This window comes from uncultured Tenacibaculum sp., from assembly GCF_947498805.1.
GTDB lineage: Bacteria > Bacteroidota > Bacteroidia > Flavobacteriales > Flavobacteriaceae > Polaribacter.
Genome location: NZ_CANMLT010000003.1, coordinates 352,791 through 370,647, shown reverse-complemented (window position 1 = coordinate 370,647; position 17,857 = coordinate 352,791). Strand labels below are relative to the sequence as shown.

16 protein-coding genes are annotated in these 17,857 nt (G+C 32.0%); 3 read left to right on the top strand and 13 right to left on the bottom strand.

The genetic code is table 11. The annotated features are described in order from the left end of the window. Positions 1 to 22: 22 nt before the first annotated feature. Together Q0873_RS07560 and Q0873_RS07555 are read right to left on the bottom strand one after the other, a co-directional pair. On the bottom strand, positions 23 to 700 hold the full coding sequence (locus Q0873_RS07560; RefSeq protein WP_299105623.1) for a LytTR family DNA-binding domain-containing protein: 678 nt from the start codon (positions 698 to 700) through the stop codon (positions 23 to 25). 6 nt (positions 701 to 706) lie between these two features. Beyond that, on the bottom strand, positions 707 to 1,381 hold the full coding sequence (locus Q0873_RS07555; protein ID WP_299105621.1) for a sensor histidine kinase: 675 nt from the start codon (positions 1,379 to 1,381) through the stop codon (positions 707 to 709). Between the two features lie 482 nt (positions 1,382 to 1,863). Between Q0873_RS07555 and Q0873_RS07550 the strand changes: the two genes are divergently transcribed. Beyond that, entirely contained in the window at positions 1,864 to 2,766 is a 903-nt protein-coding gene (locus tag Q0873_RS07550; protein ID WP_299105619.1) for a thioredoxin family protein, read from the top strand. Position 2,767: 1 nt separating this feature from the next. After that, a complete protein-coding gene (locus Q0873_RS07545) occupies positions 2,768 to 3,148 on the top strand; it encodes a DUF1573 domain-containing protein (protein ID WP_299105617.1) in 381 nt (126 codons plus the stop codon). A 47-nt stretch (positions 3,149 to 3,195) separates the two neighbouring features. Here Q0873_RS07545 and Q0873_RS07540 read toward each other — a convergent pair whose 3' ends face one another. From Q0873_RS07540 to Q0873_RS07490, 11 genes are all read right to left on the bottom strand, one after another. Next, a complete protein-coding gene (locus Q0873_RS07540; protein WP_299105615.1) occupies positions 3,196 to 4,299 on the bottom strand; it encodes a DNA helicase PriA in 1,104 nt (367 codons plus the stop codon). A gap of 72 nt (positions 4,300 to 4,371) precedes the next feature. After that, positions 4,372 to 5,508 (bottom strand): SPFH domain-containing protein, encoded by a 1,137-nt coding sequence (locus Q0873_RS07535; protein WP_299105612.1) that lies wholly within the window; start codon positions 5,506 to 5,508, stop codon positions 4,372 to 4,374. Positions 5,509 to 5,827: 319 nt separating this feature from the next. Beyond that, positions 5,828 to 6,574 carry a succinate dehydrogenase/fumarate reductase iron-sulfur subunit gene (locus tag Q0873_RS07530; protein WP_299105944.1) on the bottom strand — a complete coding sequence of 249 codons (747 nt, stop codon included), beginning with the start codon at positions 6,572 to 6,574 and terminating at the stop codon, positions 5,828 to 5,830. A gap of 16 nt (positions 6,575 to 6,590) precedes the next feature. Continuing rightward, positions 6,591 to 8,606 carry a fumarate reductase/succinate dehydrogenase flavoprotein subunit gene (locus Q0873_RS07525; protein WP_299105610.1) on the bottom strand — a complete coding sequence of 672 codons (2,016 nt, stop codon included), beginning with the start codon at positions 8,604 to 8,606 and terminating at the stop codon, positions 6,591 to 6,593. A 17-nt stretch (positions 8,607 to 8,623) separates the two neighbouring features. After that, a complete protein-coding gene (locus tag Q0873_RS07520) occupies positions 8,624 to 9,301 on the bottom strand; it encodes a succinate dehydrogenase cytochrome b subunit (protein WP_299105943.1) in 678 nt (225 codons plus the stop codon). A gap of 116 nt (positions 9,302 to 9,417) precedes the next feature. Continuing rightward, positions 9,418 to 10,755, bottom strand: a complete 1,338-nt coding sequence (locus Q0873_RS07515; RefSeq protein ID WP_299105608.1) for a hypothetical protein — start codon at positions 10,753 to 10,755, stop codon at positions 9,418 to 9,420. A 53-nt stretch (positions 10,756 to 10,808) separates the two neighbouring features. Further along, positions 10,809 to 11,246, bottom strand: coding sequence for a hypothetical protein (locus Q0873_RS07510; protein WP_299105605.1), 438 nt, complete (start codon positions 11,244 to 11,246; stop codon positions 10,809 to 10,811). A 117-nt stretch (positions 11,247 to 11,363) separates the two neighbouring features. Further along, the gene (locus Q0873_RS07505) at positions 11,364 to 11,603 is read right to left on the bottom strand and encodes a hypothetical protein (protein WP_299105603.1); all 240 of its coding nucleotides are present in this window, start codon (positions 11,601 to 11,603) and stop codon (positions 11,364 to 11,366) included. Positions 11,604 to 11,737: 134 nt separating this feature from the next. Next, positions 11,738 to 12,394, bottom strand: a complete 657-nt coding sequence (locus tag Q0873_RS07500) for an alpha/beta hydrolase (RefSeq protein WP_299105601.1) — start codon at positions 12,392 to 12,394, stop codon at positions 11,738 to 11,740. Positions 12,395 to 12,416: 22 nt separating this feature from the next. After that, positions 12,417 to 13,046, bottom strand: a complete 630-nt coding sequence (locus Q0873_RS07495) for a hypothetical protein (RefSeq protein ID WP_299105599.1) — start codon at positions 13,044 to 13,046, stop codon at positions 12,417 to 12,419. A gap of 14 nt (positions 13,047 to 13,060) precedes the next feature. Beyond that, a complete protein-coding gene (locus Q0873_RS07490; RefSeq protein ID WP_299105597.1) occupies positions 13,061 to 13,864 on the bottom strand; it encodes a S24 family peptidase in 804 nt (267 codons plus the stop codon). 311 nt (positions 13,865 to 14,175) lie between these two features. Between Q0873_RS07490 and Q0873_RS07485 the strand changes: the two genes are divergently transcribed. Continuing rightward, positions 14,176 to 17,769: a hypothetical protein gene (locus Q0873_RS07485; RefSeq protein WP_299105596.1), complete on the top strand. Its 3,594-nt coding sequence runs from the start codon at positions 14,176 to 14,178 to the stop codon at positions 17,767 to 17,769. The last annotated feature ends 88 nt before the right edge of the window (positions 17,770 to 17,857 follow it).

Here is a 17,857-nt window from a genome sequence, read left to right as displayed (position 1 = left end):
AATTTATTAATTAATGGCTAACTTATAAGCTAGCCATTAATTTTTTCTTATAGGTTCTCCCAATAGGTAATTTAGCTTCATGTATTTGAAGGGAGTTCCCAGTTATTTTTTCAATCTTTTTAAGATTTACCAAAAAAGATTTATGGGTTTGCAAGAAATTATGCTTCTCCAATTTTCCCTTCCAATTTTTTAAAGAGTCAATGATTAAGTATTTTTTTGAAAGCGTAAAAAACGTCAAATAATTTCTGTCTGACTCAATGTATAAAACATCACTTACTTTTACCTTATGTAAGGTTTTATCAATGTTTAAATAGACAAACTCTTCTTGGGTTTTAGTTTGTACAGCTTCATGAAATTTTTCTGCTTTACTAATAGCTTTTAAAAAGCGATCTAAGGAAAAAGGTTTCACTAAATAATCAACAATTGTTTCTAGCTCAAAACTATCAACGGCAAAATTAGGATATGCCGTAGTCATGATAATTTTAGGAGGATTTTTAACTGTTTTAATAAAATCTAACCCGGAAATATCTGGTAAGTTAATATCTAAAAAAAGAAGATCTACCGTATGTTCCTTCAAATAAGAATTAGCTTCAATTGCGGTTTGAAAAGTGGTAACCAATTCCAACTGTTCAAACTTTGCTATATAGTTTTTTAAAATTAGTTGAGCAGGCAATTCATCTTCAAGTATTATACATTTCATATCAAACTAATTTAAGTGTAGGTTTAATAAAACAGAGAATAGATTATCCTTTTCGTTTAATTGTAGTTCATGCTGATCTGGATAAATTAACAAAAGCCTTTTTTTCAAATTCTTTAAACCAATGGTATCTGAGTTTTGTGTTTTATTTGGATCGAATAGATTAGTACATTTTAAAGTCAATACCCCATTAACAACTTCAATGTTTATATGTATCTCACTATGAACTGAGCTATGTTTAAAAGCATTTTCAATTATAGTAATTAAAAGTAATGGTGCAATGCTATAATTTTTGTCGTCTGTAGTAGCAGTATACTTAACCTTTTTAATCCCTTGAGTTCTTATTCTTTGAAACTCGATATAGTTTTCAATAAAGTTCAATTCTTTTTCTAGTAAAACCTTGTTTGCATTTGTCTCATACAGCACATGTTTTAGGTTTTCAGACAGTTTTAAGATTAAATCGGGGGTTTGACTAGGTTTGTCAATAGAGTAGGCGTAAATCGTGTTTAAATTGTTTAGTAATACATGCGGATTTATTTGAGATTTTAAGAACTTTAACTCCATTTCGGTTCTTTCTTGATTGGCTTTTTCAACTTTTTCTTGTTCATCTATATACTTAAACAACATCCATAAAAAAGAGAAAAAAAGTAAAGGCACTAAGGTTTGCCATAAATAATCGCTCAAACATTTCATAATGGAACATCCACAACGAGCAAAAACGTTACAATACAATTGCGTTGCAAAAAATGAAATAACAATAAACAATATACTGTATAGGAAGTACCATTTCTTTTTAACGAAAAAAGGAAGAAGGATAAAGTAATTGAAATAAACAATAAACAGTAATAAAAAAATATACTGTAAAAAAGGGTTAGCCGCCCAATAAAAGTTGGTGAAAACAAAAAGAGAAACGAAAACGAATAACCCCCAAAATAAGATATGAATTAGGAACTGTGTGATGTTTTTTCGATTTATAAGTGTTTTCATAGGTTGAAAGTAAATAATTAATGTTAAAAGCTCAAACGCCAAGTACAAAATGCAATATTCTTTGTACAAAATGCAGTTGGTACGTTACAAAATGTAGTTGATACATACTTTTTTTAAGCTTGTAAAGATTGTTTTTTAAGAAACAACTTAAGTAATAGTTTCGTAGGAAAACAAACCAAATGAAAGTAAAGTTTATATGCTGTTTATTTCTGTTAACACAAATATTATTTGCCCAAGAAATAAATCAAACAGTAACATATGGCAAGGGAAAGTTGATGCTTTTGGGCAAGACAAATAAAAAAGCATTTGAAAACAAAAACTTCGAATGGTATCAAAAAAATTATGATGCTTATATAACAAACAACAATGTTATTAAAGAATTGAAAGCACCACTAAAAGATTATAAAATAAAAGTTTTTTACGGTAGTTGGTGCGGTGATAGTAAAAGAGAACTACCTAGATTTTATAAAGTGTTAGATAAAGCTAAAGTTGATTTTAATACGGTTGAGGCCATTGCAGTAGATAGAAAACCAGAAGCGTATAAAACATCACCAAATGGAGAAGAGAAAGGGTTAAATATACATAGAGTACCAACATTTATTTTTTACAAAGGAGATAAAGAAGTAGCACGAATCGTAGAATATCCAAAACAAGATTTTGAAAGAGATATGCTTGCTATTGTCAAAGGAGAAAAATATACTCCAAACTACGGAGTGGTATTCTTCTTAGATAAGCTTATAAAAGAGAAAGGACTTGAAGAGCTTAAAAAGAACCTTAATACCTATGTCTCATATTTAGCTGAATATACTAAAGGAAGTAGAGAGTTAAATACCTACGGATATAAGTTATTGCGCTCTAATCAACTAGAAAAAGCATTGGTTGTTTTTGAGTTGAATACTAAAATGTATCCATATAAATACAATGTTTTTGATAGCTATGCAGAAGCGCTTCACAAGGCAAAAATGTATGAGGAAGCTATAAAAAATTACGGACAAGTATTAGCCTTAAATTCAAAACAAACAGAAGTTTTAGATATCATCGCTTCTATTAAAAAAGAAACAGAATTAATTAAATCAAAATAATATGAGAACAATTATTACCTTTTTAGTAGCTGTTTTTACCATAGGAATGGTAAACGCACAAGAATTTAAATTTGAAAAAGAAACCATCGATTACGGTAAAGTAGTTCAAGGAACTGAAGGAAAAAGAGTATTTGAATTTACCAATATTGGAGAGGAGCCTTTAATTATCAAACAAGTAATTTCTACCTGTGGATGTGCGGTTTCTAAAACACCAACACAACCTATTATGCCAGGGAAAAAAGGAAAAATAGAAGTGTCTTATGATACCAAAAGAATAGGAGGTTTTTCAAAGATGTTTACGGTAATGTCAAATGCGAAAGCAAAGAGAAAAGCTTTAAAAATAAAAGGGTTTGTAGAAAAATCATTAGTAGCAGCTAACTAACTAATGTGATAAATACTCCCGAGATATAATTCGGGAGTATTTGTTTTTTATTGTTGAGAAACCAAAGCAATAATAGCTATAATTGAAATTGCTAATAGAACTGTAAAGAAAATCTTCCAAAAAGAATAAGGTCTGTTTCCTGAAATAACTCCAGTTTGACCATTTACATAAAAATTATACTTTTTATTATTATACACATAAGAAGAGATATATACAGGTAGTAAAATATGTTTAAATGTTTCTTCTGAAAGTTTCATTTTTAAACTACTAACACGTTGTGTGTCTCCTCCTATATCTCTACAGGCCCAATTATGGGCAATCTTTTCAGCTTCTTTCTTAGACTTTAAATGCCCATCTTCTAAAGGCAAGGTGTATTTTTCGGTAACAAATCCTGCTAAATATTTTGAATTAAAGGTTTCTAAAGAATTTAAATCCCAACGAGCTATAGAATGAGGTAAAGAGTTCTTTCTTTGCTTAGAAGCGCTGACAAGAGTATCATCAACAAAACCACTAATAGTCCCTGAAGCTGGTGTCCACCTAGTTTTTTGAACTTGACGAGTTCTCCTCACTGTTTTTCCATTTTCGACAGTATTATAGCTCTCTGTAACATAATAGTAATCTCCTCGTTGCCCTCTATAATTTGCAAATAACTCTGCGTCAAAAGTCCAATAAGGAACATATAATCCCTTGGTTTTTTCAGGATCTAATGCTGCTTTTTGAAGTTTATTGGGAGCAAACCACAATCCTTTAACCCATCTTCTAAAAATTTCATGTGATTTTTTATGAGTTAGTTGAAAAGGAAGTACAGCACCAGGTAAAATCCAATCTTCATGATAGGTATCTTCAACAACTAAAGGTTGACTACAATATACACAGTGTAAAGATTTATAATTTTCCTCAACATGCTGATTTGCTCCGCAGGATTTACAATGAAGCATACTTATTTTTTCAGTATGAGATTGTGCCCCCATTTTTTCTAAATAAGGATAGAGCTCTAGCTCTTCAAATTCAGAAATAGCTTTTTCTATAGTTTCTTCATGACCGCAATAATCACATTTAATTTCAGAAGAACCTGGTTTGTATAAAAGTTCTGCACCGCAATTAATACATGATTTTTTTTGCTCAGAATGTTGTATTGTTTCTTGATTCATTGATGTTAGAAACATATAAAACCTACCTATTACTGCTAAAGTAATAGGCAAGGTTAGTTTGTAGTTTTAATTTTAATTGTTTGGTAATGGTGGAGGAACAGAGCCTAATAAATTTTGTAATTCAGGTACACTTTGTAAACTAGCCCAATTGGCCATTCCTTGCTTCCAAACTAAAGTTTCAGCATTAATACTTCCCCCTGCAAACAATCCTTTCAATGCTTCATAATTTACAGGACCAGCTTGTTGTCCGTTAACCGCATAAAAATATTGTGGTTGGTTTGGTAATGGCGGAGGAGTAGCTCCACCCCCAGAAACAGCTTGATTTGTAGTTGTTGCTTGAGTTTGTTGGTTGAATAAAGTTCCCATTTGTTGTGCCATGGCAAATCCCATTCCCATTCCCATTCCAGCGCCTGCTGCACCAGATTCATTAGCAGCGGCAACTTCCATAGCTTTTGCAGCCTTAAATTTAGCTAGCTTATCAAGATCTAGTTTATTAAGTCTACTATATTCGAAAATTTCCTTTTTAAGTTCTTCAGGCATCGAAACATTTTCGATGTAGAATTTTTCTAAAGAAATACCAACTGAGTTAAACTCAGGATTCATTACTTCTAAACAAGTTTCAGATAATTCATTGGTATTAGCAGCATATAATTCAATAGGTAAATTAGCTTCACCAATAGTATCTGTAAATCTTGTAGATATTAAACTTTTTAAATGTTCGTTAATTTCATAGTTGGTAAAGTTACTATCTGTACCCACTACATCTTTTATAAACTTACCCGGATCATTAATTTTAAAAGCATAGGTACCAAAAGCTCTGATTTCAACAAACCCAAAACGCTCATCATTTAAGGTTATTGGATTTTTTGTACCCCATTTTTCATCTGTAAATAAACGAGTACTCACAAAATAAACCTCAGCTTTAAATGGACTATTAAATCCATATTTCCAACCTTTAAGTGTTGCTAAAATTGGTAAGTTTTGTGTGTTTAATGTATAAGTACCTGGGCTGAAAACATCAGCTAACTGACCTTCATTAATGAAAACGGCCATTTGACCTTCTCTAACAATTAATTGAGCCCCATTTTTAATTTCATTTTGATAACGTTCAAAACGATGTACAAGGGTGTCGTTAGTATTATCTAACCACTCAATTATATCTATAAATTCGTGGCTTAGTTTCTTTTTAATTTCATCGAAAATTCCCATTTGATTTTTTTTAAATAGATTACTCCTACAATATAAGTAATCTTCTGATGATTTTTGTTACAGTAGAATAAATAAAAAAAGCGCATACATACTAGTATGCATACGCTCGTAATAAGTTAATAGTAGTTAACTTTTAGTTTTTATAGATTCCGTCCCCCCAGACTTTTAATCTTAAAAACCAATGGTGGCAAAAATATGTAGTTTGAACTTAATTTTATTACGGACAACCATAAGTGTATGAAAATTAAGTATAAACGTTAATAAAAAAAGGCTAGGTTCAACCTAGCCTTTTTTATAATATGATATTAAAGATAATGTATTATCCTTTTAAACTTGATTTTAAGAACTCTGAATTCATTCGAGCAATGTTTTCTAAAGAAATTCCTTTCGGACATTCAATTTCACATGCTCCAGTGTTGGTACAGTTACCAAAACCTTCTAAATCCATTTGAGCTACCATGTTTTGAACACGCTCTGTAGCTTCTACTTGTCCTTGTGGTAACAAAGCATATTGAGATACTTTTGCACCAACAAATAACATAGCCGATGAGTTTTTACATGTAGCAACACATGCTCCACATCCAATACAAGTTGCAGCATCAAAAGCTTTATCTGCATTTTCTTTATTAATAGGAATTGCATTTGCATCTTGTGTATTACCTGACGTATTTACAGATACATATCCACCAGCATGTTGTATTCTATCGAAAGCAGAACGATCTACTACTAAATCTTTAACCACTGGGAAAGCTTTCGCTCTAAATGGCTCAATATAAATAGTATCACCGTTGTTAAACATACGCATATGTAACTGACAAGTAGTTACTCCTCTATCTGGCCCGTGAGCTTCACCATTAATATATAATGAACACATTCCACAAATACCTTCACGACAGTCATGGTCAAAAGCTACTGGCTCTTCACCTTTAGCAATTAACTGTTCATTTAATACATCCAACATTTCTAAGAAGGACATATGTTCAGAAATATCGGTCACTTTATACTCGACCATTTTTCCTTTATCACTTGCGTTTTTCTGACGCCAAATTTTAAGTGTTAAATTCATATTCATAATCCTCTTCTTATTTGTATGAACGTTGTTTTAATTCAATATCGTTAAACTCTAAATCTTCTTTGTGTAAAACAGCATCTGCAGGCTCTCCTTTATACTCCCAAGCAGAAACATACGTAAAGTTTTCATCATCACGTTTTGCCTCTCCTTTTTGTGGTCCATCTAATTCTACAGATTCCTCTCTAAAGTGACCTCCACAAGATTCTGTTCTGTCTAGTGCATCACGTGCAAATAACTCTCCTAATTCTAAGAAATCAGCTACACGACCTGCTTTTTCTAGTTCTGGGTTCATTTCGTTAGCTTCACCTGGTACAGTAACGTTTTTCCAGAAATCTTCACGTAACGCTTTAATTTCAGCCATGGCTTCTTTTAAACCTTTTTCGTTACGAGCCATTCCACATTTCTCCCACATAATTTTTCCTAACTTCTTGTGGTAGTAATCTACAGAATGAGTTCCTTGGTTATTGATAAAGAAATCAATACGATCTTGTACCGCTTTTTCAGCCTCATCAAATTCTTTTGTTTCAGTAGAAATAGCTCCTGTACGAATATCGTCTGCTAAATAATCTCCAATAGTATATGGTAATACAAAGTATCCATCTGCTAAACCTTGCATTAAAGCAGAAGCTCCTAAACGGTTAGCACCGTGATCAGAGAAGTTTGCTTCACCAATAGCATAACAACCAGGAATTGTAGTCATTAAGTTATAATCTACCCAAATTCCTCCCATGGTATAGTGAGTTGCAGGATAAATCATCATTGGAGTTTTGTACGGGTTTTGATCTACGATCTTCTCGTACATTTGGAATAAGTTTCCATATTTATTTTCAACAACCTGTTCTCCTTCAGCTAAAATTTCAGCATGTGTTGGGTTGTCGTTTCCTTTTAATTTAGATTGCTCTTTTCCGTAACGCTCAATAGCTGATTTAAAATCTAAATAAACAGCTTCACCGGTAGCATTAACTCCGAATCCAGCATCACAACGCTCTTTTGCTGCACGAGAAGCAACATCACGAGGTACTAAGTTACCAAATGCAGGGTATCGACGCTCTAAGTAGTAATCTCTATCTTCCTCAGCAATTTCAGTAGGCTTTAATTTACCTTCTCTAATTGCTAAAACATCTTCCATTTTCTTTGGAACCCAAATACGTCCATCATTACGTAATGATTCAGACATTAAGGTTAATTTAGACTGATAATCTCCAGAACGTGGAATACATGTTGGGTGAATTTGTGTAAAACATGGGTTTGCAAAAAATGCTCCTTTTTTATGAATCTTCCAAGCAGCAGTAGCATTAGAACCCATTGCGTTTGTTGATAAGAAATATACATTTCCATATCCTCCTGAAGCAATTACAACTGCGTGAGCAGAATGACGCTCAATTTCACCAGTAACCATGTTACGAGCAATAATACCACGAGCTTTACCATCAACAATAACAACATCTAACATTTCGTGACGATTGAACATTTCAATCTTACCACGAGCAATTTGACGGTTCATTGCAGAATATGCTCCTAATAATAACTGCTGACCAGTTTGTCCTTTGGCATAAAATGTACGAGATACTAATACCCCTCCAAAAGAACGGTTATCTAATAAACCACCATAGTCACGAGCAAAAGGAACACCTTGCGCTACACATTGGTCGATAATATTTGCAGATACCTCAGCTAAACGATAAACGTTTGCTTCACGAGAACGGTAGTCACCTCCTTTTACCGTATCATAAAATAAACGGTATTTAGAATCTCCATCTCCTTGATAGTTTTTAGCTGCGTTAATTCCCCCTTGTGCTGCAATTGAGTGTGCACGACGTGGAGAATCTTGATAAGCAAATGCTTTTACATTATATCCTAACTCAGCTAAAGTAGCAGCAGCAGAACCTCCTGCCAAACCTGTACCTACTACAATAACGTCAATTAAACGCTTGTTAGCAGGGTTAACTAAGTTGATTTTATCTTTATAAGTTGTCCACTTATCTTTTAATGGACCTTTTGGTACTTTTGAATCTAAAATTGCCATATTATTAAGTGGTTTTATTAGTGGTTAAAATGGTGAAATAATGCAATAATGATAAACCCTACAGGAATACCAATTGCGTAAACTTTACCAAAAGTTTTTAAACCGTTTGTGTATTTGTTGTTAGCTCCAACTGATTGGAATGCAGAATTAAATCCGTGTAATAAGTGCAATGCTAAGAATACAAAAGCAACTACGTATGCACCCACTCTAATCGGACTTAAAAACTTATGTTGTAATTCGTGGAAATATCTAAACTCTCCATCGTGCATACCACTCCAGTCTCCTTGGATAAACTTAGTGTTGATTTCAGGAAACCAAAAATCAATAAAGTGTAATACAATAAAAGCTAAGATAGCTGCACCACTAAAAATCATGTTTCTACTCATCCAAGAAGAATTAGCAGCTCCATTGTTTTTAGCATATTTTACTTGACGTGCACTGTTGTTTTTAATTTCTAAAATGAATCCCATTACAAAGTGGAATACTACACCAAAAATTAATACAGGTTGCATTACATATTGAATCAATGGATTTGTTCCCATAAAGTGAGATAACTTGTTGAAAGTTTCACCGTTATCAGGAAAAATAGATGTTAAATTGATTGCAAAATGCTGTAGTAAGAAGAACATTAAGAAAAATGCCGAAAGTGCCATGGCAAATTTTCTTCCGATAGAAGATTTTAATAATCCCATTATTTTGTTTATTGATTAAATAATAAGCACAAATTTAATGGCTACACACTACTTGCACAAACTTTGAGAATTATTTTGTTAAATATTTAGAATGGGTATAAATAGAACTGATCTAATTATTAGTTACATTTTCCATTTATTATATCATTTTTAGTCGGGTTTATTAAGTTTTCTGACGTTATATAGTCGCCTAAAACACCATTTTTAACCAAATTTGTTATACTACAAAAATCTTTTAAAAAAAGATTAGAAGAAATATGGAGTTGATATTTTACATTGTTTAATTTTTCTAACCCATTTAAACTGCTAATTTTAGTATTAAAAAGATAAAACTGTTCAACCGAGCTTAAGTTTTCTAAGCCTTCTAAATTCTCTAAGGTCTCGTTGTTTTGTATTTTAATGCTTTCACCTACAGAAGCAAGGGTTTTTAAACCGTCTATGTTTTGTAATTTTGGATTGTTTATAATTTCTAAGTTGTTAGCGACAGCTAATAGTTTGAGACCGTTTATGGTGTTTAAAAGATCGTTTCCTACAACTTTTGCTGAGCTGCTTTTTTCAAATGTGATCTGTTTGAAGAAATTAATATCAACTAATGAAGGGTTTCTCACTATTTGAAAATAACCACCAAGACTTTCAAGTGATCTTAGATCAATTAGGTTTGAGATACTATTGTTCTCTACTAAACTAAAACTGTTTTTTACTTTTTTTAGATTTTTAAGCCCACTAAGATTTTGAAGACCAAGATTAAATCCAATATATAAATTTTGAATTTGAGTAATTTTTTCTAAGCCCGTTAAAGTTGTTAATTCATCATTATCTCTTATATCGATACCTCTTCCAATATTTGATAAATTAGATATGCCCGATATAGTATTTAGCTTTGAGTTATCTTCAATATAGAGATCAAAACCGATTGATGTTAGGTTTTCCAGACCATTTAAACTTTTGAGAGATTTGTTGTCGAAAACTTTTAAAGTACCTCCTATTTCAGACAAGTTGTTTAAACCAGAAAAACTGTTTATAAAAGTGTTTCTACTAATAGCTAAATTACTTCCAATTTTTTGTAAACTATTTAACCCATTTATATTTGCTAAACTATTATTGTAAGAAATACCTAAAACACCTTGTATCTCTTGAATAGAATTTAACCCATTTAAGTTTTTTAAGTGATTATTTTCTTTAATATTAAGGTGACCATTTATTTTCTCTATAGTGTTCAATGAAGATAGGTCGTAAATATCAGATGTGGTCTTAGTATTCCAATGACTTGGGTCATTCATGATATCTAAGTCACCATTAATAATTGTGAACTTTTCTTTACCAAACTCATTAACTTGTTGTTGGCTAGTTAAAAGAACCGAGCCCTCATATGTTTTGTTGGTCGAAATTTTATCTTCCTCGTTGCTTGAACAAGAGATAAGTATTAAAAATAAATAAAGAAGTGTAATCTTTTTCATAGAATTTGTTTTGGCCGCCAAGCTAAAACAAAAATGATGATTAGACAAAAGATTTATTCTGAGACTTTAAATGGTTCTTTAGCAATTTCAACTTCTTTCCATGTATTAAAAATTGCGTCTAGCTTATTAGAAAAAGCTAAACTATCGTTTGTTTTTTTGATAGAATCAAACAAAGCATGCATTTCACCTCTTAAATGAGGGTGATTATCGGTTACTTGCTTCATGTTTTTCCAAGCAGAAAGGTGATTTTGAAAAGCGGTTTTAAAGTTTTTAGAGCAATTTTGGAAGTTTAAATTTTCTACAGAAAGGGTGTATTTATCTATCGTTTTACTAAGAGATATATTCTTACTATCATGGTTTCTAATACTTCCTAGTGAATCGTCTTTTTTCATGATTACCTCAACACAATTTTTAGCGTTATCAAATTGTGTAGTGTTGTTTTTGCAGCAAAGAAGGATTGATAGAGAAAATAACAGAAATAAATTTTTCATAAAAAGACGAGTTATTTTCCTTAAAAGTAATGAAATAAATCAAGAATTGAGATTTGAAAGTGTTTAAAAACAAACTCTTTTTTCTAAAAAAAAAAGAGTTTGTTTTAAGGCTTTACTTTACTGTACTCCAGAACAAGTAGCTCCCCATCCTCCGCAGCCACTACCTGCTTCGTTTAGAGCATCTATAATTGAATCAGCAGAAACAGTAAAAACAGTTTGGTCTATTCCTTCACTATTTACGAATCCACAATAACAGTTAAAAGAAGCAGCTAAACTTCTTCTTCCTCCTGCAATTTCTTGTTGTTCATTTCTAGTTAATGCTTGGACATTGTCAAGATTTAAAATACCTTTTAACATGATTAATAATTTTAAAGTTTCTCAAATTAATTGAATAAAAACGCTCTAAATAACGTGAATTCATAAACGTAAGGAACAAATGTAAAAGTGTACTTTTTATAGAGATACACTTGAAGAAAATAAAAGAAGAAGAATTAAGTAAGTGATTGATTTATAATTACTGATAGCTCTTTTCCTTTTTCTAAAGGAATCATATGTCCACAGTTTTTAAAATTGATAAACATTCCTTTTTTTGAACTTTTGGCAATTAATTTTATTTCAGAATATTTTACTAAAACATCATTCTCAGCGGCTATAAAAAGTATTGGTGTTTGTAATTGAAGAACAGTGGTTGTAATATCAACTCTTTTTGAAGTAGCTTTTAGTTGGCGAATAAGAATTTCTTTACCTAAATCAGCATCCATTTTTCTGATAACATTGGTAATTTCTATATGCTGATGATTACTAGGATGCAAAAATTGATGAATTCTTGTTTGGGAAATTCCTTTGTAAGTATGCTTTTCTAAAAAATCTATAGTACTATTTCTAAGTTGAATTTCCTTTTCGTTTAATCCATTTGTATTGGCTGCAACAACGATTAGTTTTTTTACTTTTTCTGGATAATGAGTTGCAAAATTCATTGCAGAAAATCCACCTAAAGAGAACCCTACGATAATTGAAGGAGTTGTAATATGAGAAAGTATAATTTGATTGATTTCTTGAAAGGATTTTGCAGGAGTAATGTCAATATGAATAGGGTCAATATTGTTTAGATTAGGAAAAACAAATTGCCATAAATCTATGGTACACATAGTGCCGGAAATAAAATAAACCTTAATCATTTGGTGGTGTGTAATTAGATTTTACCAAACATTTATTGTTTTCCCACTTTCCTTTTAAAGAAGTGTTTGAAATTTTTTCATTTTCGCAAGTCAAGAAGTTTCCTTCAGTATCTTTTTTAATAACTTTTAAATCACCAGTGTGTATTAGGTTAATAATTCTATAGATCAATCCTTGTTTGGGAGTTTTACTTCCTTTTTTTGTTAAAGAAAGACCTACCTCATTATTAAATAAGTCCATTTCAGAAGAAATTTGATCAGGAACAACTCCATCTTCTAATTTGTTCTCTTTAAAAGTCAAGTAATTCTCTTTTTCATGAGCTTTTCCTAAAGATCTTGCAGCGTTTTCTCCTATTTCTTGTCGTAAGCGAGCCATCCAATATGCATGACGAAAGGCATCTACTTGTCCGCCTGAACCATCTTTGTCTAATAAGGGAGAGCGCTTGATAGAGTCGGCTACTTTATTAGCTTCTTTAGAAATAGCTAAGGCTTTTTTAGCTTTTAATGGATGCCAAATTACCCACCATTGTTTAGGAGGAGAAAGCTTTTTAAACTTTTGAAAAGAAGTTTGTGAAAAAGACGAAATACTAACTAAAAGAAAACTAATAATAACTGCTTTTTTCATAAGAAAAGTCCTTCTTAATTTTGTTGTCGGTATAAGTTTTCTTGTAGTTCAATAACTCTACTTTCAAGCTCATGAAGTCTGTCGTAAATATCAACAGGTTCTGGCATTTGTTTAGAAGCAAACATAGTAACGTACCAAACTTCCATAACTTCTTCAATATTTATAGTGTAAGTAGGGTAGTTGCCGTCTTTGTTATCACTTTTTAAAATTAGTTTCCCGCGTTCTTCAATACGGTTAATAACGCGTTTTAAAACAATACCATCATTTTTACTCACAATAATGTATACACGTCCGTCTTTAATATCGTTTAGGTTTTCTACGTATTTACCAAAAACTAAATCACCATCAAAAAAAGTACGTACCATAGAATTTCCTTGAACTTCAAAACAACGATAGGTGCCATTATTTAAATGAGGCATATGAAAAGAAGGCAGTTGTTCAATATAACCAACATCTCCATAACCATTTAAATACCCCGCTCTGGCCTGAATAGGAACGTATACAACATTTTCGTTTCCTGAATTATTCACAGCAACCACTTGAGGTACTCCAGAATATGTTTGATTTTGTGGTGCTTCTGATTTTAACATAACCTCACTCTTTCCAAAAAGATAGTCTGGATTAATATCAAAAACATTAATAATAGATGATAGAACATCATAACCAGGCTTCGTCTTTTTTCTACTACCATCATTTTGAGGACGCCCATTAATAATACTGTCTACAGTAGTTCCGGTGACTCCAATTTTTTTTGAGAATGAAAAATTGTTTAGGTTGAATCGATCTCTAATTGCCGCTATTTTTTCTGAAATTCCCATAATAACTTATTGTTTAAACAAAACACAAAATTAATTAAACTTTTGTTGGTTTATATTGTAAAATGTTGTATATTTGCATTGTTAATGAATTGCTAATATACGAAAAAACTTTAAAAATCAAACATTTGTGTAGTTTTAGCGATTGTGTTTTTAAGATTTCAACTTGAATTTCTTCATTTTTTTGAAATCTATACTCGTTTATTCAAACATTTTATTGAATAAAAAATTAAATCAAGAAAAAAGAACTGTTAGAAAAGCAACGAACAGGGCTCTTAAGAGCTTGATTAAGAATTAATTAAAATTTAAAAGAAATGAGTAAAAAACCAATCAAATCAAACCTTTTTAGGTTTGTTACATTACGTAGTCCACAGTTAATTGAAGATAAAGAAGCAGGATTTGTTTCTTTTCCAGAAAGTAAAAAAGCAGAAAGCTTAGCTTTTAAAGCAGTTGAAACGGCTACTACCGAAGAAGAAAGAAAAACAGCATTAAAAGGAGCTTTTAATACTGGTTTTACCCCAGTTGCTAACAGAGTTGAAGTAAAAAACATGCATGAAGCATTGTATGTTTTTTCAGGTTGGTTAATGCGTAATAAAGGAAGTTTATCTTATGCGAGTATTCAATCAAACCTTTCTGATGCTGCAGCACTTACTTTAGATCAGGAACGTGTTATTTGGGATAATTTATTTTATCAAACCATTAAAAAAGAGTCTGTATCTGTAAGAGAGCGTTTAATTCAGTTATTGGTAGCCAATCAATTCTTAAAAGCATTTAATCTATTTACGAGTAGTTTTAACCAAGAAACAGATGGGGAAATTGTATTTACTGAAGAAAACGAAAAAGAATTTAAGCGTAGAGCAAATGCAAGTGTTATTATTCCAAAGGAAGTGTTACTTTCTGACTTGAAGGATTTTGCAAATGAAGATTTTGAACCGTCTAAAGACTCTAAAGAATACTTAGCTTCACGTTTAGAAGTTGCATTAGCTGAAGATAGAATTAAATTATATGAAACTGCTTTAAAAGAAGTAACGCAAGCAGAGCTTTTGTATAGCAAAGAAGAAGCGTCGCGTTATCAAACAGAGTTAAAAGCGTATAATGCTACTATTGATCAAATTAAGCAAGATGCAACTCCAGAGATTCAAAGAATTATCAACGAGGAAGGTTTTTCTAAAGAAGTAAAAACGTATCCAGATTTACAATTACCAAAATTTGAATTTACAAGTGCTACCGAAATTAAAAGAGATGTACCGGGAGCCTATTCGTCAAAAACTTTGGAGTTGTTAAACTCGAATGGAATTAGTGTTTATGAAAATTTTAGCGAGGTAAAATCGGCATTAAGAGATAGAATTAAAAAAGATACTCAATTAATGTATGATGCAGCACCAAAGGAAACTCAAAAGGTAAACATTTCTGGAACAACGGTTACGGTAAATCCTACAAAATCAATATTACCATATACGTATTCTGGTAGGTTAGAGCCTATTCTTGCAAGTGGAAAAAGTGCACTATCTATGAGTCTTCGTGTAGGATATACGAATGCATATGTTAAACAAGCCACGTATAGCTTGGTAAGTAGTACAGGAGAAAAAATAAATGAAACCGGGGTTATAAAAATCTCAGAGTATGACAATACATTGAATCTACGCTTTTTCTCAGAAGGAAAGGTGATTGGTTTAGGAGATTATGTGTTCTCTGGTGAATTAACCTTGAGTAATGATGTAAAATTAAAGTTTAATGCTCCGTTGTCTATATATGGTGATATTCTTGAGTATGATGACATTTATTTTGCTGATTTTACCAATCGAATTAGATATCATGGTAATTATTCTGGAATTGCTAAAAAAGTAAGTCAAGATACAGGTGGTTCTACAGGTGATTCCACTGGTGGTTCGGATGAAGCTGGAGCTCCTGTTGTAGAAGAAACTATTGCTGATGGGGTGTTGTATGGAGTATCTCAATTAGGAATTGCAGATTTTAGACGTGTAGAGCAAGAAGTTTGTTGTTATGTACCAGGTGAAGTTTCACATATTGAAAATATCATGGCACGTGAATATAAAGAACGTTCTACAAGGAGTTTAACATCATCTGAAAGTACTACAGAGAAAACATCAGAAAGAGAAGTTGAAAATTTAACCGACACTACTTCTACAGAGCGTAATGAATTACAAAACGAAGCGTCGTCAATTGTGAATAGCGACAATGCTACTAGTTTTGGAGCAAATGCAAGTGTGTCTGCTGAGTTTGGAGATTATAGATTTGGTTCAGGGATGAATTATAATACCTCTTCGTCAAATTCAACCTCAAATTCTAATTCACAAGCACAAGTATATGCGCAAGAAGTAACTGAAAGAGCTTTAGAGCGTGTAGTGCAAAAAATTAGTACGAAACGTACGTCGCGTATTTTAAGAGAGTTTGAAGAAAATAACACACATGGATTTGATAACCGTAAAGGAGATAAACATGTAACTGGAGTGTATCGTTGGGTAGATAAGATTTATAAAAACAAATTGATTAACTATGGTAAGCGTTTAATGTATGAGTTTGCTTTACCGGAGCCAGCAAAATTTTATATTGAATCTTATTTAAAAGTAGATAAAGATACTACTCCTGAGGGATTAATCATTCCTAAAGAACCGATTCATCCAAGTGAGTTACCTGAAAAAATTAAAAAATCTTCTGATTTAAATTATGGTAATTATGCAAATATTTTAGCTCGATATGGAGTGGAACATCTTGATTATCCTGAAGAGGATGTATATATTTCTAAATCTTATAAATTAGATTTTCAAGATTTAAAAGGTCAAGAAGGAAGTGTTTTGGCTGATGAAATTAAAATTGAAGAAAACTATGTTGCCAAACACTTTAAGGTAATAGGTAACTTGTATTCTCATGACTCAGGAAGAGTAGGAGGAAGACTGCGTATTGCAGTAGGGAATAGCCTTCAGAAAAATGAAGTTAGAGGAGATGGAGATTTTTCTTTTGAATCAGATGCAAGTTTTTCAGAAATCAAAGATTCATTGGCTGTTTCAGCTTCAAGTTTTGACTCATTAACAGGAAACTTTAACGTTGTTGTAAGATGTATAAGAACGCAAGAAGCCTTAAAAAAATGGGAAAACGAAGCGTATAAAGCCATTATGGAAGCTTATAATGAGCAAGTGTTGGCGTATAATGATTTTATAAAATCTAAAGAAACAGAAGCTGAGTCAAAACAGAAAAAGAAAGAGTTAAGCTCTCAATTAAATAGAAATATAGAGAAACGAGAGTTAAAACGTATTGCTATTGACTTAATGACTAAACCGTTTAGTGTTGTTGCTTCTCGCGATAATTATAAAGAAGATGGAAAAGAAAAAGATTTCAGGTATGTAGCAAGAACACCAGAATTTCAAAAACATGCAGAAGTGGTAAAATTCTTTGAACAAGCTTTCGATTGGGAAATTATGGCCTATACATTTTATCCATACTTCTACGGAGAAGACACGGGTTGGAACGCGAATTTTAAGTATAATGAAGGTGGTGATCCTATCTTTCAAGCCTTTTTGCAAAGTGGTATGGCAAGATCTGTAGTACCAGTACGTCCAGGATTTGAAGAAGCTGTAAACTGGTACATGAAAACTGGAGAAATCTGGAACGGTCAAGGAATGGTAACCGATATGGATGACGATCTTTATGTGTCAATTGCAGAAGAAATGCAAACTATTGAAGGAGAAGTTGAAGGAACTTGGGAAACAAGGGTGCCTACTGCTTTAACTGTATTGCAAGCAGACTCTGTAGTGCTAAAAGAAGGTGGTTTACCATGTAACCCCGATTGTGAAGGACAAGGTTTATTTGATGTAAGTACATACAAAATTGGTGATGGACCAGATGGTGTAGATTATGATGTTGTTGGAGAAACCAATAATGTAGCGTAAACCTTTGTAGAAAAATGTTTTCAAACGAACATTTTTCTACACACAATACAGCAACCCTTGCCCAAAGATTTGAAATGTCGTGCAAACT